A 15,205-nucleotide genomic window follows, 5' to 3' on the forward strand; every position below is an offset into this window, starting at 1 on the left:
CATTTGCCGATCTTGCACTTCTCCGTAAATGCAAGATCACGAATACCGTTTCCGCTGGTCAGCCATGACATGTGCGAGGAACTGCAAGATCACGGAGGATGTCGTGCCTGCTGAGCGCGTACGGCTGCGAGCATTCGCAAGATCACCGCGGGAGGGGGGTGGTCCGGGGTGAGGGAACAAACTGGGCGCGACGGCGTTATTGCTACTGGTGCGCCGAGCCGCCGAGAGACCGCCGCGCCCAATCGCAAGCACCCACAATGACGGACTCCGTCAAGGAGGAGGTGTCTACATGCCCCGGACCTCCGTGGCGACCTCGCTCGGGCACGAGGTGACCCCGACGACTCTCGACCAACTGCTGGAGCGAGGGCGGGCCAAGGGTCGTCTCTCCCTGCCGGAGCTGCGCGAGGCCTTCACGCAGGCCGGCGTCAGCCCCGCCGAGGGCCGTACGATCCTGCGTGAGCTGACCGAGGCCGGCGTCGACCTCGCGGCCGACGACGGACCGAAGACGACGTCCGCACGGATGACCCCCGCGAAGAAGGCGGCCGCCCCGAAGACCCGCAGGACCGCCGAGGTCGCGGAGCGCCCCCAGCCGGCCGACGAGAGCCCCAGGACCACCGCCCCCGCCGAGCGGACCGACGACGGCGCCGCCGCGGACGACACCGTCAAGAGCGTCAAGGCCGCGAGGACCACCAGGACGCGCAGGACGCGCAAGACCGCCGGTACGGCCGCTGCCGCCGCCCCGGGCACGACGGAGGACGCCGACCTCGATCCGGAGCGGGCGGCCGAGGCCGCCGCCGACGTCGAGGAGACCGAGGTCGTCGACCTCGACGACACCTCCTCGGTGATGGGCGACTCCGTCCACACCTACCTGAAGTCGATCGGCCGCCGGACGCTGCTGACCGCGGCCCAGGAGGTCGAACTGGCCAAGCGCATCGAGGCCGGGCTGTACGCCGAGTACAAGCTGGAAGCGGCCCTGGAGAACGGCGAGAAGCCGCCGCCGGGCGTGCGCGACGACCTCGAGTGGATCATCGAGGACGGCAGGCGCGCCAAGGACCACATGCTGGAGGCGAACCTCCGCCTGGTGGTGTCGGTCGCCAAGAAGTACACCGACCGCGGCATGTCGCTGCTCGACGTCGTCCAGGAGGGCAACCTCGGCCTGATCCGGGCGGTCGAGAAGTTCGACTACACCAAGGGCTACAAGTTCTCCACGTACGCCATGTGGTGGATCAGGCAGGCCATCCAGCGCGGCTTCGCCGACTCGGCCCGCACGATCCGGCTGCCCGTCCACGTGCTGGAGATGCTGTCGAAGCTGTCGCGGGTCGAGCGCGACATGCACCAGCGGCTCGGCCGGGAACCCACGCCCGAGGAGCTGGCGGTCGAGCTGGACAAGACCCCGGACCAGATCGAGGAGCTGCTCCGTACGAGCAGGCAGCCGATCAGCCTCGACTCCACGATCGGCGAGGACGGCGAGACCCGCATCGGCGACCTGATCGAGGACGTGGACTCCCCCGAGGCCTCCGAGGTCGTGGACCGGCAGCTGCTGGCGGAACAGCTCAAGGGCGTCCTGGGCAACCTGTCGCCGCGCGAGGCGAAGATCATGAGCCTGCGCTTCGGGCTGACCGACGGCAAGCCGCACACGCTCGACGAGATCGGCAAGCACCTGGGCCTCACCCGGGAGCGGATCCGCCAGCTCGAGAAGGAGTCGCTGTCCAAGCTCCGCCACCCGAGCAACACCCGCCCGCTCCTCGACTGGGCCAGCTGACCCGACCACCTCACGCGTACGGCCCGCGCCATCCCGGCGCGGGCCGTACGCGTGTCGGCGGCCGCCCTCTCAGCGGACCGCCGCGTGGCCGTGCTCTCAGCGGGCCGCAGCGCAGCCGTGGTCTCAGCGGGCCGCCGCGTAGGTCCGGGGAACCCTCGGGAGGCCCAGCTTGTTCTCCTCCCGCAGCGTGCGCAGGCGGCTGACCTCGGCCGTCCACAGCGCCCCGTCGGGGGTGGCCCTGGCCTTGCGCCGCACGATGCGGTCGTCGTACGCCTTGATCCCGAGCGTGGCCCGCTGCCCGGCCTCGGCGGCGCGCAGCGCCTCGGTGAGCGCGCGATCGAGGGCGAGGCCGGCCGCACGCCGCTCGGCCACCGACCCCCCGGCGGCCTGCACCGCGTGCAGGTGCCGCTCGGCCGCGCGGGCCTTCTCCAGCAGGGCCGGGTAGCCCTTTCCGATCTCCAGGTCCGCGTGGTAGCGGACTTCCGCCTCCCGGCTCACCCGCGGACGGAAAAACGCCATCGTCAGCTCCTCCAGATCCGGCGAACGCATCGCCTCCGGGTAGCGTACGCGCTGCCCGGCGAGCCCCGCACATCGCGTCCGCCCGTCCACCCTCGTTTACAAAGTAAGGTGACGTGTGGCAGGGTGGTCCCCATGCCGGCCAAACGCCCACCCGTCCCGCTGTCCCGGGAACGCATCATCGACGCCGCCCTGCACATCGCCGACGGGCAGGGCCTGCGCCGGCTGACCATGCGCCGGCTCGGCGACGCCCTCCAGGTGGAGGCGATGGCCGTCTACCATCACCTCCCCCGCGGCAAGGAGGCGCTGATGGACGCGCTCGCCGAGCACGTCACCGCCGTACGGGTCGACCCCGGTGGATCGGGCGCCGCGCCCTCCTGGCAGGATCTGGCCCGGGCCTGGGCCCGCGCGAGCCGTACGGCGCTGCTGGAACATCCCGGGGTGCTGTCGCTGGCCCTGGTCAAGCCGCCCAAGGGCGCGGCGCTGATCTCCATCGGGGAGCAGACCGAGCAGTTGCGGGAGGCCGGGCTGGGCGACGCGGCCCCGGCCGCTGTGCGGGCCCTGCGCGCCTACGTCCTCGGCAGCGTCGCCGTCGAGGTCCAGCAGTCCGGCTGGGCCGACCCCGACGCCGACGTCGTGAACGCGCGTACGGCCGAGGGCAAGCGGGAGTTCGAGCAGGGGCTCGACGCCCTCATCGCCGGTCTCGGCGGATGACGAAGCGGTTAAGAAGCGGATAACGAATCAGTTACCAGACGGTCGGCGTGTCGAGGTTGGACCGTTATCGTCCGTGAGGCACTCTTGTGTACTGGGTCACATCAGGTGTGCCACAGCCTGTTCGGGGGCGATCCGACCAGACGGGGTTCGTCGACGTCCGGCCGGTTCACGACCTGATCGGGTGGCGGTGCGAGCCCCCCTCCGAGCGGCGGAAACCGCCCGAACGGACTATGTCGCTCTGATGCGGCCGCCCCGCAGACTGGTGTCGTCCAGTGTGCGGTGTGTCACAACGTCAACCCCATACGCTCAATCTCCCGAAGTAGGGAAGGAAGACATCGGTGGCAACGCCCACTGGGGTCATCACTGACCCGGCCGTCCGATGACGACCCGCGAGCGAACGAGAAAGACACGGAGCCCCGGCGATGTGCCCTCATGAACCGGCCTGTCCCAGTGCCGAAGCGAAGGACCGCGAAGCCGCGCGTACGGTGGCGTCGCACCCGGAGCAGGGCTGGAGCCTGCTCTGCAACGGCGTCGTGCTGTTCGAGGACACCGGCGAACTACTTCCCGACGGCGGCGTCATCGCCCCGCACCGCCCCACCGACATGACCGTCAACGCCGCCTGAGCCCCTCGCGGCCGTTTCCAGCAGTTCCGGCAGCCAGCGCGCGACCTCCTCGCCCACCAGGGCGGGGTCTTTCTTCAACTCGTGCCCCTCGCCCGGGAGGACCACGAGGCGCGCCGCGTCGGCCTCGTCCGGGACGCCGAACGGGTCGCGATCTCCGTTGATCACCAGTACGGGGGTCGCCGCCTGCCTGAGCTCCCCCGCGCGTGAGCGGTCCGGCTTGCCCGGGGGGTGCAGCGGGAACGCCAGCGCGATCACTCCTGTCGCGCCGGCGGCCCGTGCCGTACGGCAGGCCACCCTGGCCCCGTTGCTCCGGCCGCCCTGGACGAGGGGCAGGCCGGGGTGGCGCTCACGCAGCTCGGCCACGATGGCCAGCCACGCCTCGTCCTGTTTCGCCGCCGAGCCGGGGGCCCGCGCGCCGCGCAGCCGGAACGGCTGGACGACCCGGGCCACGGTGCCGCCGATCTTCAGTGCGGCGTCCCGTACGGCCAGCAGGTCGGGGGCGTCGATCCCGCCCGAGGACCCGTGGGTCAGCACCAGCAGCAGCCTGGGATCGGGCGCCTCGTCCACCTCGGCCAGCGCCGGGCCGTACGGGGTCGCGATCTCCATGGGACGACGGTATCGCCTCCGCCTTCAGCAGGAGCGGCCGCCCCTCCCCTTGGAGGAGACCACCCGAGCCGCGGAAGAGGCAGAATGGCAGCGTGCCGGAATCAGCATCGCAGCCGCCCGCGCCGGGCCACCCGACCGCTGGCCACCCCGCCGTGGCCCAGCCCCCGCCCGCCTGGCCGCAGCCTCAGCAGCCCTATCCCCCGCCGCCGCCCTACCCGCCCCAGTTACAACAGACACAGGTACAACAGACACAGGTACAACCGGCACAGATGCAGCCGACGCACTTCCCGCCCGCACCGGGCCAGCCACCACCGCAGCCGGTCGCGCCGTCGACCCGTGAGGACCTGCGCGCCGTCCTGGCCGCCCGGCGGGATCTGGGGGCGGAGTACGAGGACGCCCTGGTCGACTCGTTCCTCGACAAGCTCGACGTGGAGATCGCCGCGCGGGTGCGGGGCGAGGTCGCGGCCCAGCTGGCGCACCAGCGGCAGGGCGTGCCGCAGCAGGAGAAGAAGGACAGCGGAGTCGGGGTGGCCCTCGGCTCCCTCGCCCTGGGGATCCCGTTGACCGGGGCCGCCGGGGCCACCGCCGGAGGCCCCGGTCTGATGCTCGTCTGGTTCGGGATCATCGCCGTGAACGTGGCCTACGCGCTCGGCCGGCGCAGGCAGCGCTGACCGATCGGCTGACGGGTCGGGTGCACGCGCACGAGCCGCGAATCACGGGTGGGCGCGCGAGGTCTCAGCGGGTGCTCTCCGCGGTTTCCTGGCTCGATGACATGGCCGGACGGACGTCCCGGCCCAGGCGGAGCCGCACCTGCTCGGCCAGCGCCGGGTCCGGGTGGTCCAGCCCGTAGCGCCAGACCATGGCGGCGTCGCCGTCACGGCCGCGCAGCGGCAGGGTCCGGGCCAGCAGTTCGATGGCGAGGGCTCCGGTGCCGGCGTCGGCGCCCTCCCGGCGGCCCTCCTCGACCGCGTCGGCGAACTCGGCGCACGCCAGCTCCAGGTGGGCGATGCCGAGCAGGACCCGCAGGCGGGCGGCGTCCGCCACCGCCTCCACCGACAGCGCCCGGACCAGCACGTCCGCCGCCTGCTCCGGCTCGCCCTCCTCCAGCAGCAGCTCCGCCATGCGCTCGGCGACGGCCGACAGGCCGGCGCCCGCCTCCGCCCGGTCCGGCGACTCCGGGTCCTCGGCCAGCTCGGCGAAGATCGCCGCCGCGCCGTCCAGGTCGCCGGACCGTGCCAACTGGTGAGCCTGGGCGAGCCGGTGGGCATCGTCGAGCCGCCCGGGGTCGATGGCCGTCATCGAGGGGCCTCGCATCGGATCTGGATGACAGGAAACGATCACCAGGATCCTAGCGTCCCGGCCGCCGGGCGGGACCGACATGCGCAAAACCGTACGGAACTCAGCCCTCGTAGGCGTCCAGGGGCGGGCAGGAGCAGACGAGGTTGCGGTCGCCGTACGCCTGGTCGATCCGCCGGACGGGCGGCCAGTACTTGTTCTCCCGCGACCCCGGCATCGGATAGGCGGCCACGCTACGCGGGTACGGGTGCGGCCACTCGTCCGCGGTCAGGCAGTCCGCGGTGTGCGGGGCATTCCTGAGCGGATTGTCCACCTTGTCGTACTCTCCCGACGCCACGCGGGCGATCTCCTCCCGAATGGCGATCATCGCGTCGGCGAAGCGGTCGAGCTCGGCCAGGTTCTCGCTCTCGGTCGGCTCGATCATCAGCGTGCCGGCGACGGGGAACGACATGGTGGGCGCGTGGAAGCCGTAGTCGACCAGCCGCTTGGCCACGTCGTCGACCGTGACGCCGGTCTCCTTGGTGATCGGCCGCAGATCGATGATGCACTCGTGCGCCACCAGCCCGCCGCGGCCGGTGTAGAGCACCGGGTAGTGCGGCGCGAGCCGCCGGGCGAGGTAGTTGGCCGACAGGATCGCCTGCTCGGTGGCCTGACGCAGCCCCTCGCCGCCCATCATCCTGAGGTAGGCCCAGGAGATGGGCAGGATGCCCGCCGAGCCGTACGGCGCGGCCGACACGTGCCGGGGCAGGTGGGGGGCGAGGTGGGCCTTGACCGCGACCGGGCCGACACCGGGCCCGCCCCCGCCGTGCGGGATGCAGAACGTCTTGTGCAGGTTCAGGTGGGAGACGTCGGCGCCGAACTCACCGAGCCGGGCCAGGCCGACCAGCGCGTTGAGGTTCGCCCCGTCCACGTAGACCTGGCCGCCGGCCGCGTGGACCCGCTCGCAGATCTCGACGATCGTCTCCTCGTACACCCCGTGTGTCGAGGGGTACGTCACCATGATCGCGGCCAGCGCGTCACGATGCTTTTCGATCTTCGTGGCGAGGTCGCCGAGGTCGACGTTGCCTTCGGCGTCGCAGGCCACCACGACCACCCGCATCCCGGCCATGACGGCGCTGGCGGCGTTGGTCCCGTGGGCGGACGAGGGGATGAGGCAGACGTCGCGTCCGGTCTCGCCACGGGAGCGGTGGTAGCCCCGGATGGCCAGCAGCCCGGCGAACTCCCCCTGCGAGCCCGCATTGGGCTGCACGGACACCTTGTCGTACCCGGTGACCTCGGCGAGCCACCCCTCCAGGGTCTCGATCAGCTCGACGTATCCCGCCGCCTGCCCGATCGGCGCGAAGGGATGGATGCCGGCGAACTCCGGCCAGGTGATGGGCTCCATCTCGGTGGCCGCGTTGAGCTTCATCGTGCAGGACCCCAGCGGGATCATCGACCGGTCCAGGGCGATGTCCTTGTCCTGGAGCCGGCGCAGATAGCGCAGCATCGCGGTCTCGGAGCGGTGGGCGTGGAACACCGGGTGGGTGAGGTAGGCGGAGGTGCGCAGCAGACCGGCGGGCAGCGCGTCGGGCGTCACCCGGTCCAGATCGTCCAGCGCGTCGTGCCCCTCGCGCTCCCCCGGGCCGGAGGCGAACGCGTCCCAGACGGCCGGCAGGTGACCCGCTGCGGTCTTCTCGTCGCAGGCGACCGCGACGTGGTCGGCGTCCACGTGGCGCAGGTTGATTCCCGCTGCCTCGGCCGCGGCGACGACCTCGGTGGCGCGGCCAGGCACCCGGGCGAGCACGGTGTCGAAGAACTCCTCGTGGACGACCGTCACCCCGCGCTCACGCAGACCGGCGGCGAGGACGGCCGCGTGACGGTGGACCCGCTGCGCGATCCGCCGGAGCCCCTCGGGGCCGTGGTACACGGCGTACATCGAGGCCATGACGGCCAGCAGGACCTGTGCCGTGCAGATGTTGCTGGTGGCCTTCTCGCGGCGGATGTGCTGCTCCCGGGTCTGCAGGGCGAGCCGGTAGGCGGGCCGGCCGTCCGCGTCGACGGAGACCCCGACCAGGCGGCCCGGCATCTGCCGCTGCAGCCCTTCCCGGACCGCCATGTAGGCGGCGTGCGGGCCGCCGAAGCCGAGCGGCACCCCGAACCGCTGGGTGGAGCCGACCGCGATGTCGGCGCCCTGCTCGCCCGGGGCGGTCAGCAGCGTCAGCGCCAGCAGGTCGGCGGCGGCCACGACGAGCGCGCCCGCGGCGTGCGCCCGCTCGGCCAGGCCGGCGAAGCCGGCCACCCGGCCGCTCGCGCCCGGATACTGCACCAGGACGCCGAAGCACTCGGGCAGGTCGCCGGCGAGGTCGGACTCGACGAGCGTGATCCCCAGAGGCTCGGCCCGGGTCGCCAGCACGGCCTTGGTCTGCGGCAGCGCATCGGCGTCCACCACGAACACGTCCGACTTCGACCGGCCGGCCCGCCGGGCCAGCGTCATGGCCTCGGCCGCCGCCGTCGCCTCGTCCAGCAGGGAGGCCCCGGCGACGTCGAGCCCGGTCAGGTCCGTCACCATCGTCTGGAAGTTCAGCAGCGCCTCCAGGCGCCCCTGGGAGATCTCCGGCTGGTACGGCGTGTACGCCGTGTACCAGCCGGGGTTCTCCAGCACGTTGCGCAGGATGACAGCGGGAGTGATCGTGTCGTGGTAGCCCAGGCCGATCATCGAGGTGAGCGACCGGTTGCGGCCGGCGAGGGCGCGCAGCTCGGCCAGCGCCTCGGTCTCGCTCGCCGCCTCGGGCAGATCGAGCGGCTTCCGTGCGCGGATCGCCTCCGGTACGGCCGCCGCCACCAGCGCGGCGACCGACTCGTGGCCGACGGCGCGCAGCATGTGCGCCCGGTCGGCGTCCGAAGGGCCGATGTGGCGGGTGGCGAAGGGGGGAGCGGAAAGATCGCGAAGTTGTGACCTATCAGTCATGACAGGGCCTCCCGGCGGGTCGAGACCAGGCGTTTGCGGTCTCCCCCTCTGTCATCGGACCTGAGAGCTTCACCGGGCCGCCTCGCGCGCGTGTTCATCGCCGCGCCGGGCCCCGGTTTTCCCCTTCGGTGAGGCGCCACCTGGCTGGTGCGCCCGCTTTTCAGAGTCGCCTCGTCCGTGCGGTACGGATGCCTGAGAGATTCCGGGGAGGTTGCTCCTTCGGCGCCCCTGCGGTCAGGGGACTCTCCCGCACGTGGTCGTCGGCCGCGTTCACTCTACCGGTACCCGGAAACCGGCCGGCCCATCCGCCGGCCCGTCAGCCGATCTTGCGTGCCTTCCGGCGGCGGGCCAGTTCGTCGGCCGGATGGTCTCCCTCCGCGTCGGAGGCGGCTTCCGCCCGTTCGCCCGGCAGCTCGGCGAGCGATCCCTCCACCTCGCGCCAGACCCGGCCGAGCGCGATGCCGAACACGCCCTGCCCGCCCTGCAGCAGGTCTATGACCTCGTCGGCCGACGTGCACTCGTAGACGCTGACCCCGTCGCTCATCAACGTGATCTGGGCCAGGTCGTTGACCCCGCGATCCCGCAGGTGCCGTACGGCGGTGCGGATCTGCTGGAGGGAGACGCCGGTGTCCAGGAGGCGTTTGACGACTTTCAACACGAGGATGTCGCGGAAGCTGTAAAGTCGCTGCGACCCCGATCCCTGGGCGGCCCTTATCGTCGGGAGGACGAGCTCGGTGCGCGCCCAGTAGTCGAGCTGCCGGTAGGTGATCCCGGCCGCGGCGCATGCCGTGGGGCCGCGGTATCCGATGTCCTCGGGCAGCGCGGTCGGCCGCTCGTCGAACAGCAGACCCTGCTCGCCGGCGCGCTCCCGCGCCGACTGCCGGACCGGGTCATGCTGGCCGGCCGACTTACCCTCGCCGCTGCTGACCGCCACTGCGGACCTCCGGCTTTCTCTCATCCCACGGTCTGATCTGGGGGTTCGTGAATTACAACCGTGGTTTCCCTTGCACCGTAGGACTGGGCGCATCGTCAGTCAACGACCCTGTCCGGCGCGTCGTGAAGCGTAATCTCCCGATATCGACCAGCACGTCAGCCCGCCCGACCGAAGTCTTCGGGAGTGATTTTGTCCAGGAACTGGCGGAACTTCTCGACCTCGTCCTCCTGGTCGTCGGGCATGCTCACACCCGCCTCCTGGACCACGTCCTCGCTCGCGTAGATCGTCGCCCCCGTGCGCAGCGCCAGCGCGATCGAATCCGACGGCCGGGCGCTCACCTCCACACCGTTCGAGAACACCAGATCGGCGAAGAAGATCCCGTCACGGAGCGCGACGATGTTGACGGTGCGCAACCGCACCCCCAGGGCCTCGAGCACGTCACGGAACAAGTCGTGGGTCAGCGGCCTCGGCGGCGGCTCCTCCGCCTGGGCCAACGCAATGGCGGTCGCCTCAGTCATGCCTATCCAAATCGGTAGATACCGATCACCGCTCGTCTCTTTCAACAGGACGATCGGCTGGTTGGTGGGCATCTCAACGCGAACCCCCACGACCTCCATCTGCAACACGGGCGGCTCCGTCTCAAGCGTCGCGGCATATCACCAGGCATTCAACGTAACACCCGGGACCGACCGGGTATGCCGGTCACCGCCCCTGAATGCCGCGAACACTGCCACGAAGTAACGCGTTGTGCAATTCTTGAATAAGTCCGGAGATCTCCCTGGCGGTCTCGTCCGCCTGCGCGATCGCGCCGGGCGCCCGGCGGCGCATCAGCGGGGCCACCGCCTGCTCGATCAGGCCCGCCTCCCGCTCCACGGCGGCCCTGACGGCCCGCAGATGCCTGGGATGCAGGCCGAACTTCGCCAGCGCGCCCACGCTGCGGGCGACCTCGAGCGCCTCCCCGTCGTAGTGACGGGCCACGGGGGCGACCAGGCCGAAGCTCTCCATCTCGGCGAGCGTCTCCTCGTCGATTCCCGCCGCCTCGATCAGCCCCTCCCGGCTCAGCCGTACGGGCGGCGCCCCGGCCGCCGCGTCCGGCACGGGGCGCGGACGGGCGGCCTGCTCGTCCAGATGATCCTTGATCACCCGGAGCGGCAGGTAGTGGTCGCGCTGCGCGGTGAGGATGTAGCGCAGGCGCTCGACGTCGTGGTGCGTGAACTTGCGGTAGCCCGATGGGCTCCGCTGCGGCTCGATGAGCCCCTCACCCTCCAGGAAACGGATCTTGGAGATGGTGATGTCGGGGAACTCCCCCTGCAGCAGGGCGAGCACCTCCCCGATGCTCATGAACGCCCGTACGGCCTGCGCGCCCATGATCCCCCCTCCTCAACGATCACAACCCTCCAGGGCCACGCGTGAGGAACACCAGCCGGAACTTGCCGATCTGCACCTCGTCGCCACCCGTCAGCGGGGACTCCTCGATGCGCTCCCGGTTGACGTAGGTGCCGTTGAGGCTGCCGACATCACGCACGGTGAAGTGACCGCCGCGCCGGTAGAACTCCACGTGTCTCCTGGACACAGTTACATCGTCCAGGAAAATGTCGCTTTCCGGGTGGCGACCCGCCGTAGTGAGGTCGCTGTCGAGCAGAAAACGACTCCCCGCGTTGGGCCCGCGCATGACGACCAGCAGCGCCGTCCCCGGCGGCAGGCGTTCCACCGCCGACCGGTCCGGCAGCAGGGTCTGCCCCGCCTCGGCCTCAAGCGCCTCAAGCGAGATCGTCGAGGTGGTGTCGGCCGCGGCGGGCACCGGTACGCTCAGCGGCGAACCGCATCGTGAACAGAAACGGGCATCCTCGGGGTTGGCATGACCGCACTGCGTGCAGTAGACGCTGGGCATCGATCGGCTCGGCCTCTCTCACGACTTGCTCGGACTGCGAATGCCGCAACTTACGCTGATCAAGGATCAAGGTCAAGAAGCATGGCTGGGCGTGGACTGACCAACGCTACAGCCAGCATACGTTCAAGGTCCATCCCGCCACACATGGACCGTACCCGCCCGCCCTCATTGGGCTCCCGCCGCCCGCTCCACGACACCGGCCCAACGCTCCAGCAGGGCCTGGGCGGTGTCCATGTCGTGCCCCTCGGCCCACAGGTGGGTGACGGCCTCCGTCGGGTCGGGCAGCACGAGGGTCCAGCTCCCGTCGTCCTCCACGATCCGCACGCCGTCCGTGGTGTCCAGGCTCCGGTCCTCGGCGGCCTCGACCACCGAGCGCATCACGGTCCCCTTGTGCGCCCAGGGCGTGGGGACCGTACGCTTGAGCAATCTGGCCTCCGGGATGCGGGCGTCGATCTGGCTGAGCGACAGCCGGGTCCGCGCCACCAGACCGAGCAGGCGCAGGAAGACCGCGGGACCGTCAAGCGTGGGGGCGAACTCTGGGACGATGAAACCGCCGCGGCCGTCGGCGGCGAACACGGTGCCGGGGTGGCCCGCCGCCCTGGTCAGCGTGTCCAGGCTCGTGGCCGTCCAGTCGACCTGCACGCCGTGGAACCGGCAGACCATCTCGGCCACCCGGGTCGTGGTGACGGGCAGGGCCACCCGGCCGCCCCCGCGCTCGGCGGCCACCAGGTCGAGGACCACGAGCAGCGCACGCTCCTCGCTGATCAGCCGGCCCAGCTCGTCGACCAGGGAGATCCGCTCGCCCACCGGGTCGAACCGCACGCCGAAGGCCGCCCGCGACGAGGCGACCAGCTCGGCCAGGCGCTGCAGGTCGCGGCGGCGCTCGGCGAGGGTCTCGGTCGGTGAGGCGTCGTCGAGCCGGTTGTTGACGGTCAGCACGTCGACGCCCGCCGGGCCGAGCAGGCTGGGCAGCACCAGCGATGCGGTGCCGCCGGCGCAGTCGACCACGACCTTCATCTCGGCGTCCTTGACGCCGCTCATGTCGACGCAGCGCAGCAGCTCGCGGGTGTAGGCGTCGACGGCCCTGGCCGGGAAGGTCAGCTCGGCGATCTCGCCGGGGAACGCCCTGCGGTACTCCTGCCGCGAGAAGACCCGCTCCAGCTTCCGCTGGGCCGCCTGGGACAGGTCGGCCCCCTCCTCGTCCATGAACACGATGTCGACGCTCTGCGGGTCGCCGGGGGTCGTCCGCAGGGCTATCCCGCCCTTGACGTGCTCACGCGAGGTGTGGAACCGCGCGACCGGCAGGGCGGCGGCCTCCAGGTCGATCACGTTGATCGCGCTGGAGTTGAGCGCGCTGATCACCGCGCGCTTGAGCGCCCGCGCCGCGCGGGAGACGTCGCGGGAGGTGACGACGCTGTCCCCCTTGCGCAGCGTGGTGGCGTAGGCGCTGGCCAGCCGCACGCACAGCTCAGGTGTGATCTCGACGTTGACCAGGCCGGAGACGCCGCGCGGGCCGAACAGGCTGCGCTGGCCGCGCGACTCCCAGATGACGCTGGTGTTGACGACCGTGCCCGCCTCGATCGTCTTGAACGGGTAGATCTTCACGCCGGAGGACACGTACGCCTCCGACTCGATCACGCACTCGTCGCCGACGACGGCGTTCTCCTCGATGCGGGCCCCGGTCATCACGTCGGTGTTCTTCCCGATCACGCAGCCGCGCAGGTGCGCGGCGGGGCCGACGTAGACGTTGTCGCTGACGACCGCGCGATGCAGGAACGCGCCCTCCTTGACGACCGCGTTGCTGCCGAGCACGGTGTACTCCCGCAGCTCGGCGCCGGCCTCGACCTTCGCGTAGTCGCCGATGTAGAGCGGCCCCTTGAGCACCGCCTCGGGGTCGACCGAGGCCCCCTCGGCCGCCCACACCCCGGGCGCCAGCTCGAACGCCTCGAAGTCGATCTTTACCTTGCCCTCCAGGACGTCGGCATGGGCCTTGAGATAGCTCTCGTGGGTGCCCACGTCCTCCCAGTAGCCCTCGGCCACGTAGCCGAACAGCCGGCTGCCCCGGTCGAGGAGCTTGGGGAAGACCTCCGCCGACCAGTCGACGGGCTGCCCGGGGGCGATCTCGTCGAGCACCGACGGCTCCATGATGTAGATGCCGGTGTTCACGGTGTCGGAGAACACCTGCCCCCAGGTGGGCTTCTCCAGGAACCGCTGGATCCGCCCGTCCTCGTCCACGATGATGATCCCGAACTCGAGCGGGTTGGGCACCCGTTTGAGCCCGATCGTGACCAGCGCGCGGTTCTCCCGGTGGAAGCGGAGCATGTCGGTCAGGTCGATGTCGGTGAGCGCGTCGCCGGAGATCACCAGGAACCGGTCGTCACGCAGCCTGTCGGCGGCGTTCTTCACGCTCCCCGCCGTGCCGAGCGGCACCTCCTCGGTGGCGTAGTGCAGGGTCATCCCCAGCTCGTCGCCGTCGCCGAAGTAGTTGCGGATGAGCGCGGCCAGGAACTGCACGGTGACGACGGTCTCGGTGAAGCCGTGCCGTTTCAGCAGGCGCAGCACGTGCTCCATGATCGGCCGGTTGATGATGGGGAGCATCGGCTTGGGCTGGTTGGCGGTCATCGGCCGCAGCCGAGTGCCCTCCCCTCCCGCCATCACGACGGCCTTCACGCCTCACCCCCTTCTGTCAGCCGGCGCGCGGACTGATCAGCCGGCGCACCTGGACGACGTACAACACCCCCGCCCACCAATACAGACCAGTTCCCCAGATGGCGAAGGCCCATCCGGAGATCGCGCAGATATCGGCGTACCAGCCCTCGTGGGAGGCGAGGAACAGCAGCGGGAACGCGTACATGAGGGCGGCCGTGCCCGCCTTGCCGAGGAAGTGCACCGGCAGGGCCGGGCCGTACCCGTGGCGGCGCAGCAGGGGCGGGACCCACAGCAGCAGGACGTCGCGCAGCGGCACGATCAGCGCCAGCCACCAGGGGACGACGTCGCGCAGGACCAGCCCGAGGAGGGTGGCGAGGATGTAGAGCCGGTCGGCGAGCGGGTCGATCAGGCGGCCGAGCCTGCTCGTCTGGTTCCAGGCCCGTGCGATCTTGCCGTCGAGCCAGTCGCTGAACCCGGCGAGGATGAGCAGCCCGATCGCCCAGCCGTCCGCCTTCGGGCCCAGCACGAGCCAGAGGAAGACGGGAACGCCGAGCAGCCTGAGCGCGCTCAGCAGGTTGGGCAGCGTCCAGATCCGGTCCTCGGCAGCGGTCACGCCCCAGACCCTACCCGGCGCTCCGCCGCGCGCCGCCGGGTGTCCGTGCGGGGGCCCGGCCGGGCCCCCGCAGCGGGGATCCGGGGGCCCCGGACCGGTGCGGCTCGTATCGGGGACAGCCGGGGCGGCGGCACGCGAGACCCTCGAGATCCGCGTCTTCCGGAGGGCCGGCCGGGGTGTGCTCTCCGGGATCCCGCAGCGACGCGAGCAGGCCGCGCAGATCCTCCAGCACCCGGCTGCCGGTGCTGCCGATGTCGGCCAGCGCCTCGGCGGCCGGCCCGTCCGCCCCGACGTACCGCGCGGCGTTCGCCCGCAGCACCATGGCGCCGACGTGCTGGGCCACGATGTGGTGGACCTCCAGGACGATCCGCTCCCGCTCGGCGAGCCGGTCGGCGCGCAGCCGCTCCGCGGCGAGCTCACGTGCCCGGCGCGCCCCGGCCCGCCGGAAGACGACGTAACACCCGAAGGCCACGGGCGTGATCACCATCGCCATCAGGGCGAGCACCCGGACGAAGGCGGCCTCGATCCCGCCATCGACGACATGGGTGACCGGCACGTCGAGCAGGCCACCGCAGACCGCGAAGAGCGCGTCGAACACCGGATCTCGCCACCGCATGGGGGAACCGTACCGGCCGCACCCGCCCCGGGCGGTCC

General features: G+C 71.3%; 15 protein-coding genes and 1 riboswitch. Of the genes, 4 read left to right on the forward strand and 11 right to left on the reverse strand.

All coding sequences use genetic code 11. From position 1 onward, the window contains the following. Positions 1-289: 289 nt before the first annotated feature. Positions 290-1,762, forward strand: coding sequence for an RNA polymerase sigma factor (locus tag AP234_RS06210; protein WP_055478564.1), 1,473 nt, complete (start codon positions 290-292; stop codon positions 1,760-1,762). A gap of 123 nt (positions 1,763-1,885) precedes the next feature. Here the strand turns inward: AP234_RS06210 and AP234_RS06215 are convergent, their stop codons facing one another. Further along, positions 1,886-2,281: a hypothetical protein gene (locus AP234_RS06215; RefSeq protein WP_055478847.1), complete on the reverse strand. Its 396-nt coding sequence runs from the start codon at positions 2,279-2,281 to the stop codon at positions 1,886-1,888. Positions 2,282-2,413: 132 nt separating this feature from the next. On the opposite strand from AP234_RS06215, the gene AP234_RS06220 reads away from it, so the two are divergent. Both AP234_RS06220 and AP234_RS06225 read left to right on the forward strand, forming a co-directional pair. Beyond that, on the forward strand, positions 2,414-2,992 hold the full coding sequence (locus AP234_RS06220) for a TetR/AcrR family transcriptional regulator C-terminal domain-containing protein (RefSeq protein ID WP_055478565.1): 579 nt from the start codon (positions 2,414-2,416) through the stop codon (positions 2,990-2,992). A gap of 422 nt (positions 2,993-3,414) precedes the next feature. Beyond that, on the forward strand, positions 3,415-3,615 hold the full coding sequence (locus AP234_RS06225) for a DUF5999 family protein (protein WP_055478566.1): 201 nt from the start codon (positions 3,415-3,417) through the stop codon (positions 3,613-3,615). Here the strand turns inward: AP234_RS06225 and AP234_RS06230 are convergent. Then, positions 3,550-4,221 (reverse strand): alpha/beta family hydrolase, encoded by a 672-nt coding sequence (locus tag AP234_RS06230; protein WP_235557988.1) that lies wholly within the window; start codon positions 4,219-4,221, stop codon positions 3,550-3,552. The genes AP234_RS06225 and AP234_RS06230 overlap by 66 nt on opposite strands. 269 nt (positions 4,222-4,490) lie before the next feature. On the opposite strand from AP234_RS06230, the gene AP234_RS34665 reads away from it, so the two are divergent. Then, positions 4,491-4,892, forward strand: coding sequence for a hypothetical protein (locus AP234_RS34665; RefSeq protein WP_055478567.1), 402 nt, complete (start codon positions 4,491-4,493; stop codon positions 4,890-4,892). A gap of 64 nt (positions 4,893-4,956) precedes the next feature. Here the strand turns inward: AP234_RS34665 and AP234_RS06240 are convergent, their stop codons facing one another. From AP234_RS06240 to AP234_RS06280, 9 genes are all read right to left on the reverse strand, one after another. Further along, a complete protein-coding gene (locus tag AP234_RS06240; protein ID WP_055478568.1) occupies positions 4,957-5,520 on the reverse strand; it encodes a hypothetical protein in 564 nt (187 codons plus the stop codon). 100 nt (positions 5,521-5,620) lie between these two features. After that, positions 5,621-8,464 carry an aminomethyl-transferring glycine dehydrogenase gene (gcvP, locus tag AP234_RS06245; protein WP_055478569.1) on the reverse strand — a complete coding sequence of 948 codons (2,844 nt, stop codon included), beginning with the start codon at positions 8,462-8,464 and terminating at the stop codon, positions 5,621-5,623. 170 nt (positions 8,465-8,634) lie between these two features. After that, positions 8,635-8,724, reverse strand: a riboswitch (glycine riboswitch). Between the two features lie 56 nt (positions 8,725-8,780). After that, a complete protein-coding gene (locus AP234_RS06250) occupies positions 8,781-9,398 on the reverse strand; it encodes a MerR family transcriptional regulator (protein WP_055478570.1) in 618 nt (205 codons plus the stop codon). Positions 9,399-9,553: 155 nt separating this feature from the next. Beyond that, positions 9,554-10,024 carry a bifunctional nuclease family protein gene (locus AP234_RS06255; RefSeq protein ID WP_152990269.1) on the reverse strand — a complete coding sequence of 157 codons (471 nt, stop codon included), beginning with the start codon at positions 10,022-10,024 and terminating at the stop codon, positions 9,554-9,556. 76 nt (positions 10,025-10,100) lie between these two features. Then, on the reverse strand, positions 10,101-10,766 hold the full coding sequence (ftsR, locus tag AP234_RS06260; protein ID WP_055478571.1) for a transcriptional regulator FtsR: 666 nt from the start codon (positions 10,764-10,766) through the stop codon (positions 10,101-10,103). 19 nt (positions 10,767-10,785) lie between these two features. Then, entirely contained in the window at positions 10,786-11,289 is a 504-nt protein-coding gene (locus AP234_RS06265; protein WP_055478572.1) for an FHA domain-containing protein, read from the reverse strand. Positions 11,290-11,454: 165 nt separating this feature from the next. Next, positions 11,455-13,959, reverse strand: a complete 2,505-nt coding sequence (locus AP234_RS06270; protein ID WP_055478573.1) for a sugar phosphate nucleotidyltransferase — start codon at positions 13,957-13,959, stop codon at positions 11,455-11,457. A 16-nt stretch (positions 13,960-13,975) separates the two neighbouring features. Continuing rightward, the gene (locus tag AP234_RS06275; protein ID WP_055478574.1) at positions 13,976-14,551 is read right to left on the reverse strand and encodes a CDP-alcohol phosphatidyltransferase family protein; all 576 of its coding nucleotides are present in this window, start codon (positions 14,549-14,551) and stop codon (positions 13,976-13,978) included. A gap of 10 nt (positions 14,552-14,561) precedes the next feature. Then, a complete protein-coding gene (locus AP234_RS06280; protein ID WP_083501823.1) occupies positions 14,562-15,167 on the reverse strand; it encodes a histidine kinase dimerization/phosphoacceptor domain-containing protein in 606 nt (201 codons plus the stop codon). Positions 15,168-15,205: the final 38 nt, after the last annotated feature.

It is taken from the genome of Sphaerimonospora mesophila, from assembly GCF_001417795.1.
Classification (GTDB): domain Bacteria; phylum Actinomycetota; class Actinomycetes; order Streptosporangiales; family Streptosporangiaceae; genus Sphaerimonospora; species Sphaerimonospora mesophila.

Bases quoted from the DNA above. Each gene is read 5' to 3' on its own strand.
- AP234_RS06210 (WP_055478564.1), top strand. From the start codon at position 290: ATGCCCCGGACCTCCGTGGCGACCTCGCTCGGGCACGAGGTGACCCCG.
- AP234_RS06215 (WP_055478847.1), bottom strand. From the start codon at position 2,281: ATGGCGTTTTTCCGTCCGCGGGTGAGCCGGGAGGCGGAAGTCCGCTAC.
- AP234_RS06220 (WP_055478565.1), top strand. From the start codon at position 2,414: ATGCCGGCCAAACGCCCACCCGTCCCGCTGTCCCGGGAACGCATCATC.
- AP234_RS06225 (WP_055478566.1), top strand. From the start codon at position 3,415: ATGTGCCCTCATGAACCGGCCTGTCCCAGTGCCGAAGCGAAGGACCGC.
- AP234_RS06230 (WP_235557988.1), bottom strand. From the start codon at position 4,221: ATGGAGATCGCGACCCCGTACGGCCCGGCGCTGGCCGAGGTGGACGAG.
- AP234_RS34665 (WP_055478567.1), top strand. From the start codon at position 4,491: ATGCAGCCGACGCACTTCCCGCCCGCACCGGGCCAGCCACCACCGCAG.
- AP234_RS06240 (WP_055478568.1), bottom strand. From the start codon at position 5,520: ATGACGGCCATCGACCCCGGGCGGCTCGACGATGCCCACCGGCTCGCC.
- gcvP (WP_055478569.1), bottom strand. From the start codon at position 8,464: ATGACTGATAGGTCACAACTTCGCGATCTTTCCGCTCCCCCCTTCGCC.
- ftsR (WP_055478571.1), bottom strand. From the start codon at position 10,766: ATGGGCGCGCAGGCCGTACGGGCGTTCATGAGCATCGGGGAGGTGCTC.
- AP234_RS06265 (WP_055478572.1), bottom strand. From the start codon at position 11,289: ATGCCCAGCGTCTACTGCACGCAGTGCGGTCATGCCAACCCCGAGGAT.
- AP234_RS06280 (WP_083501823.1), bottom strand. From the start codon at position 15,167: ATGCGGTGGCGAGATCCGGTGTTCGACGCGCTCTTCGCGGTCTGCGGT.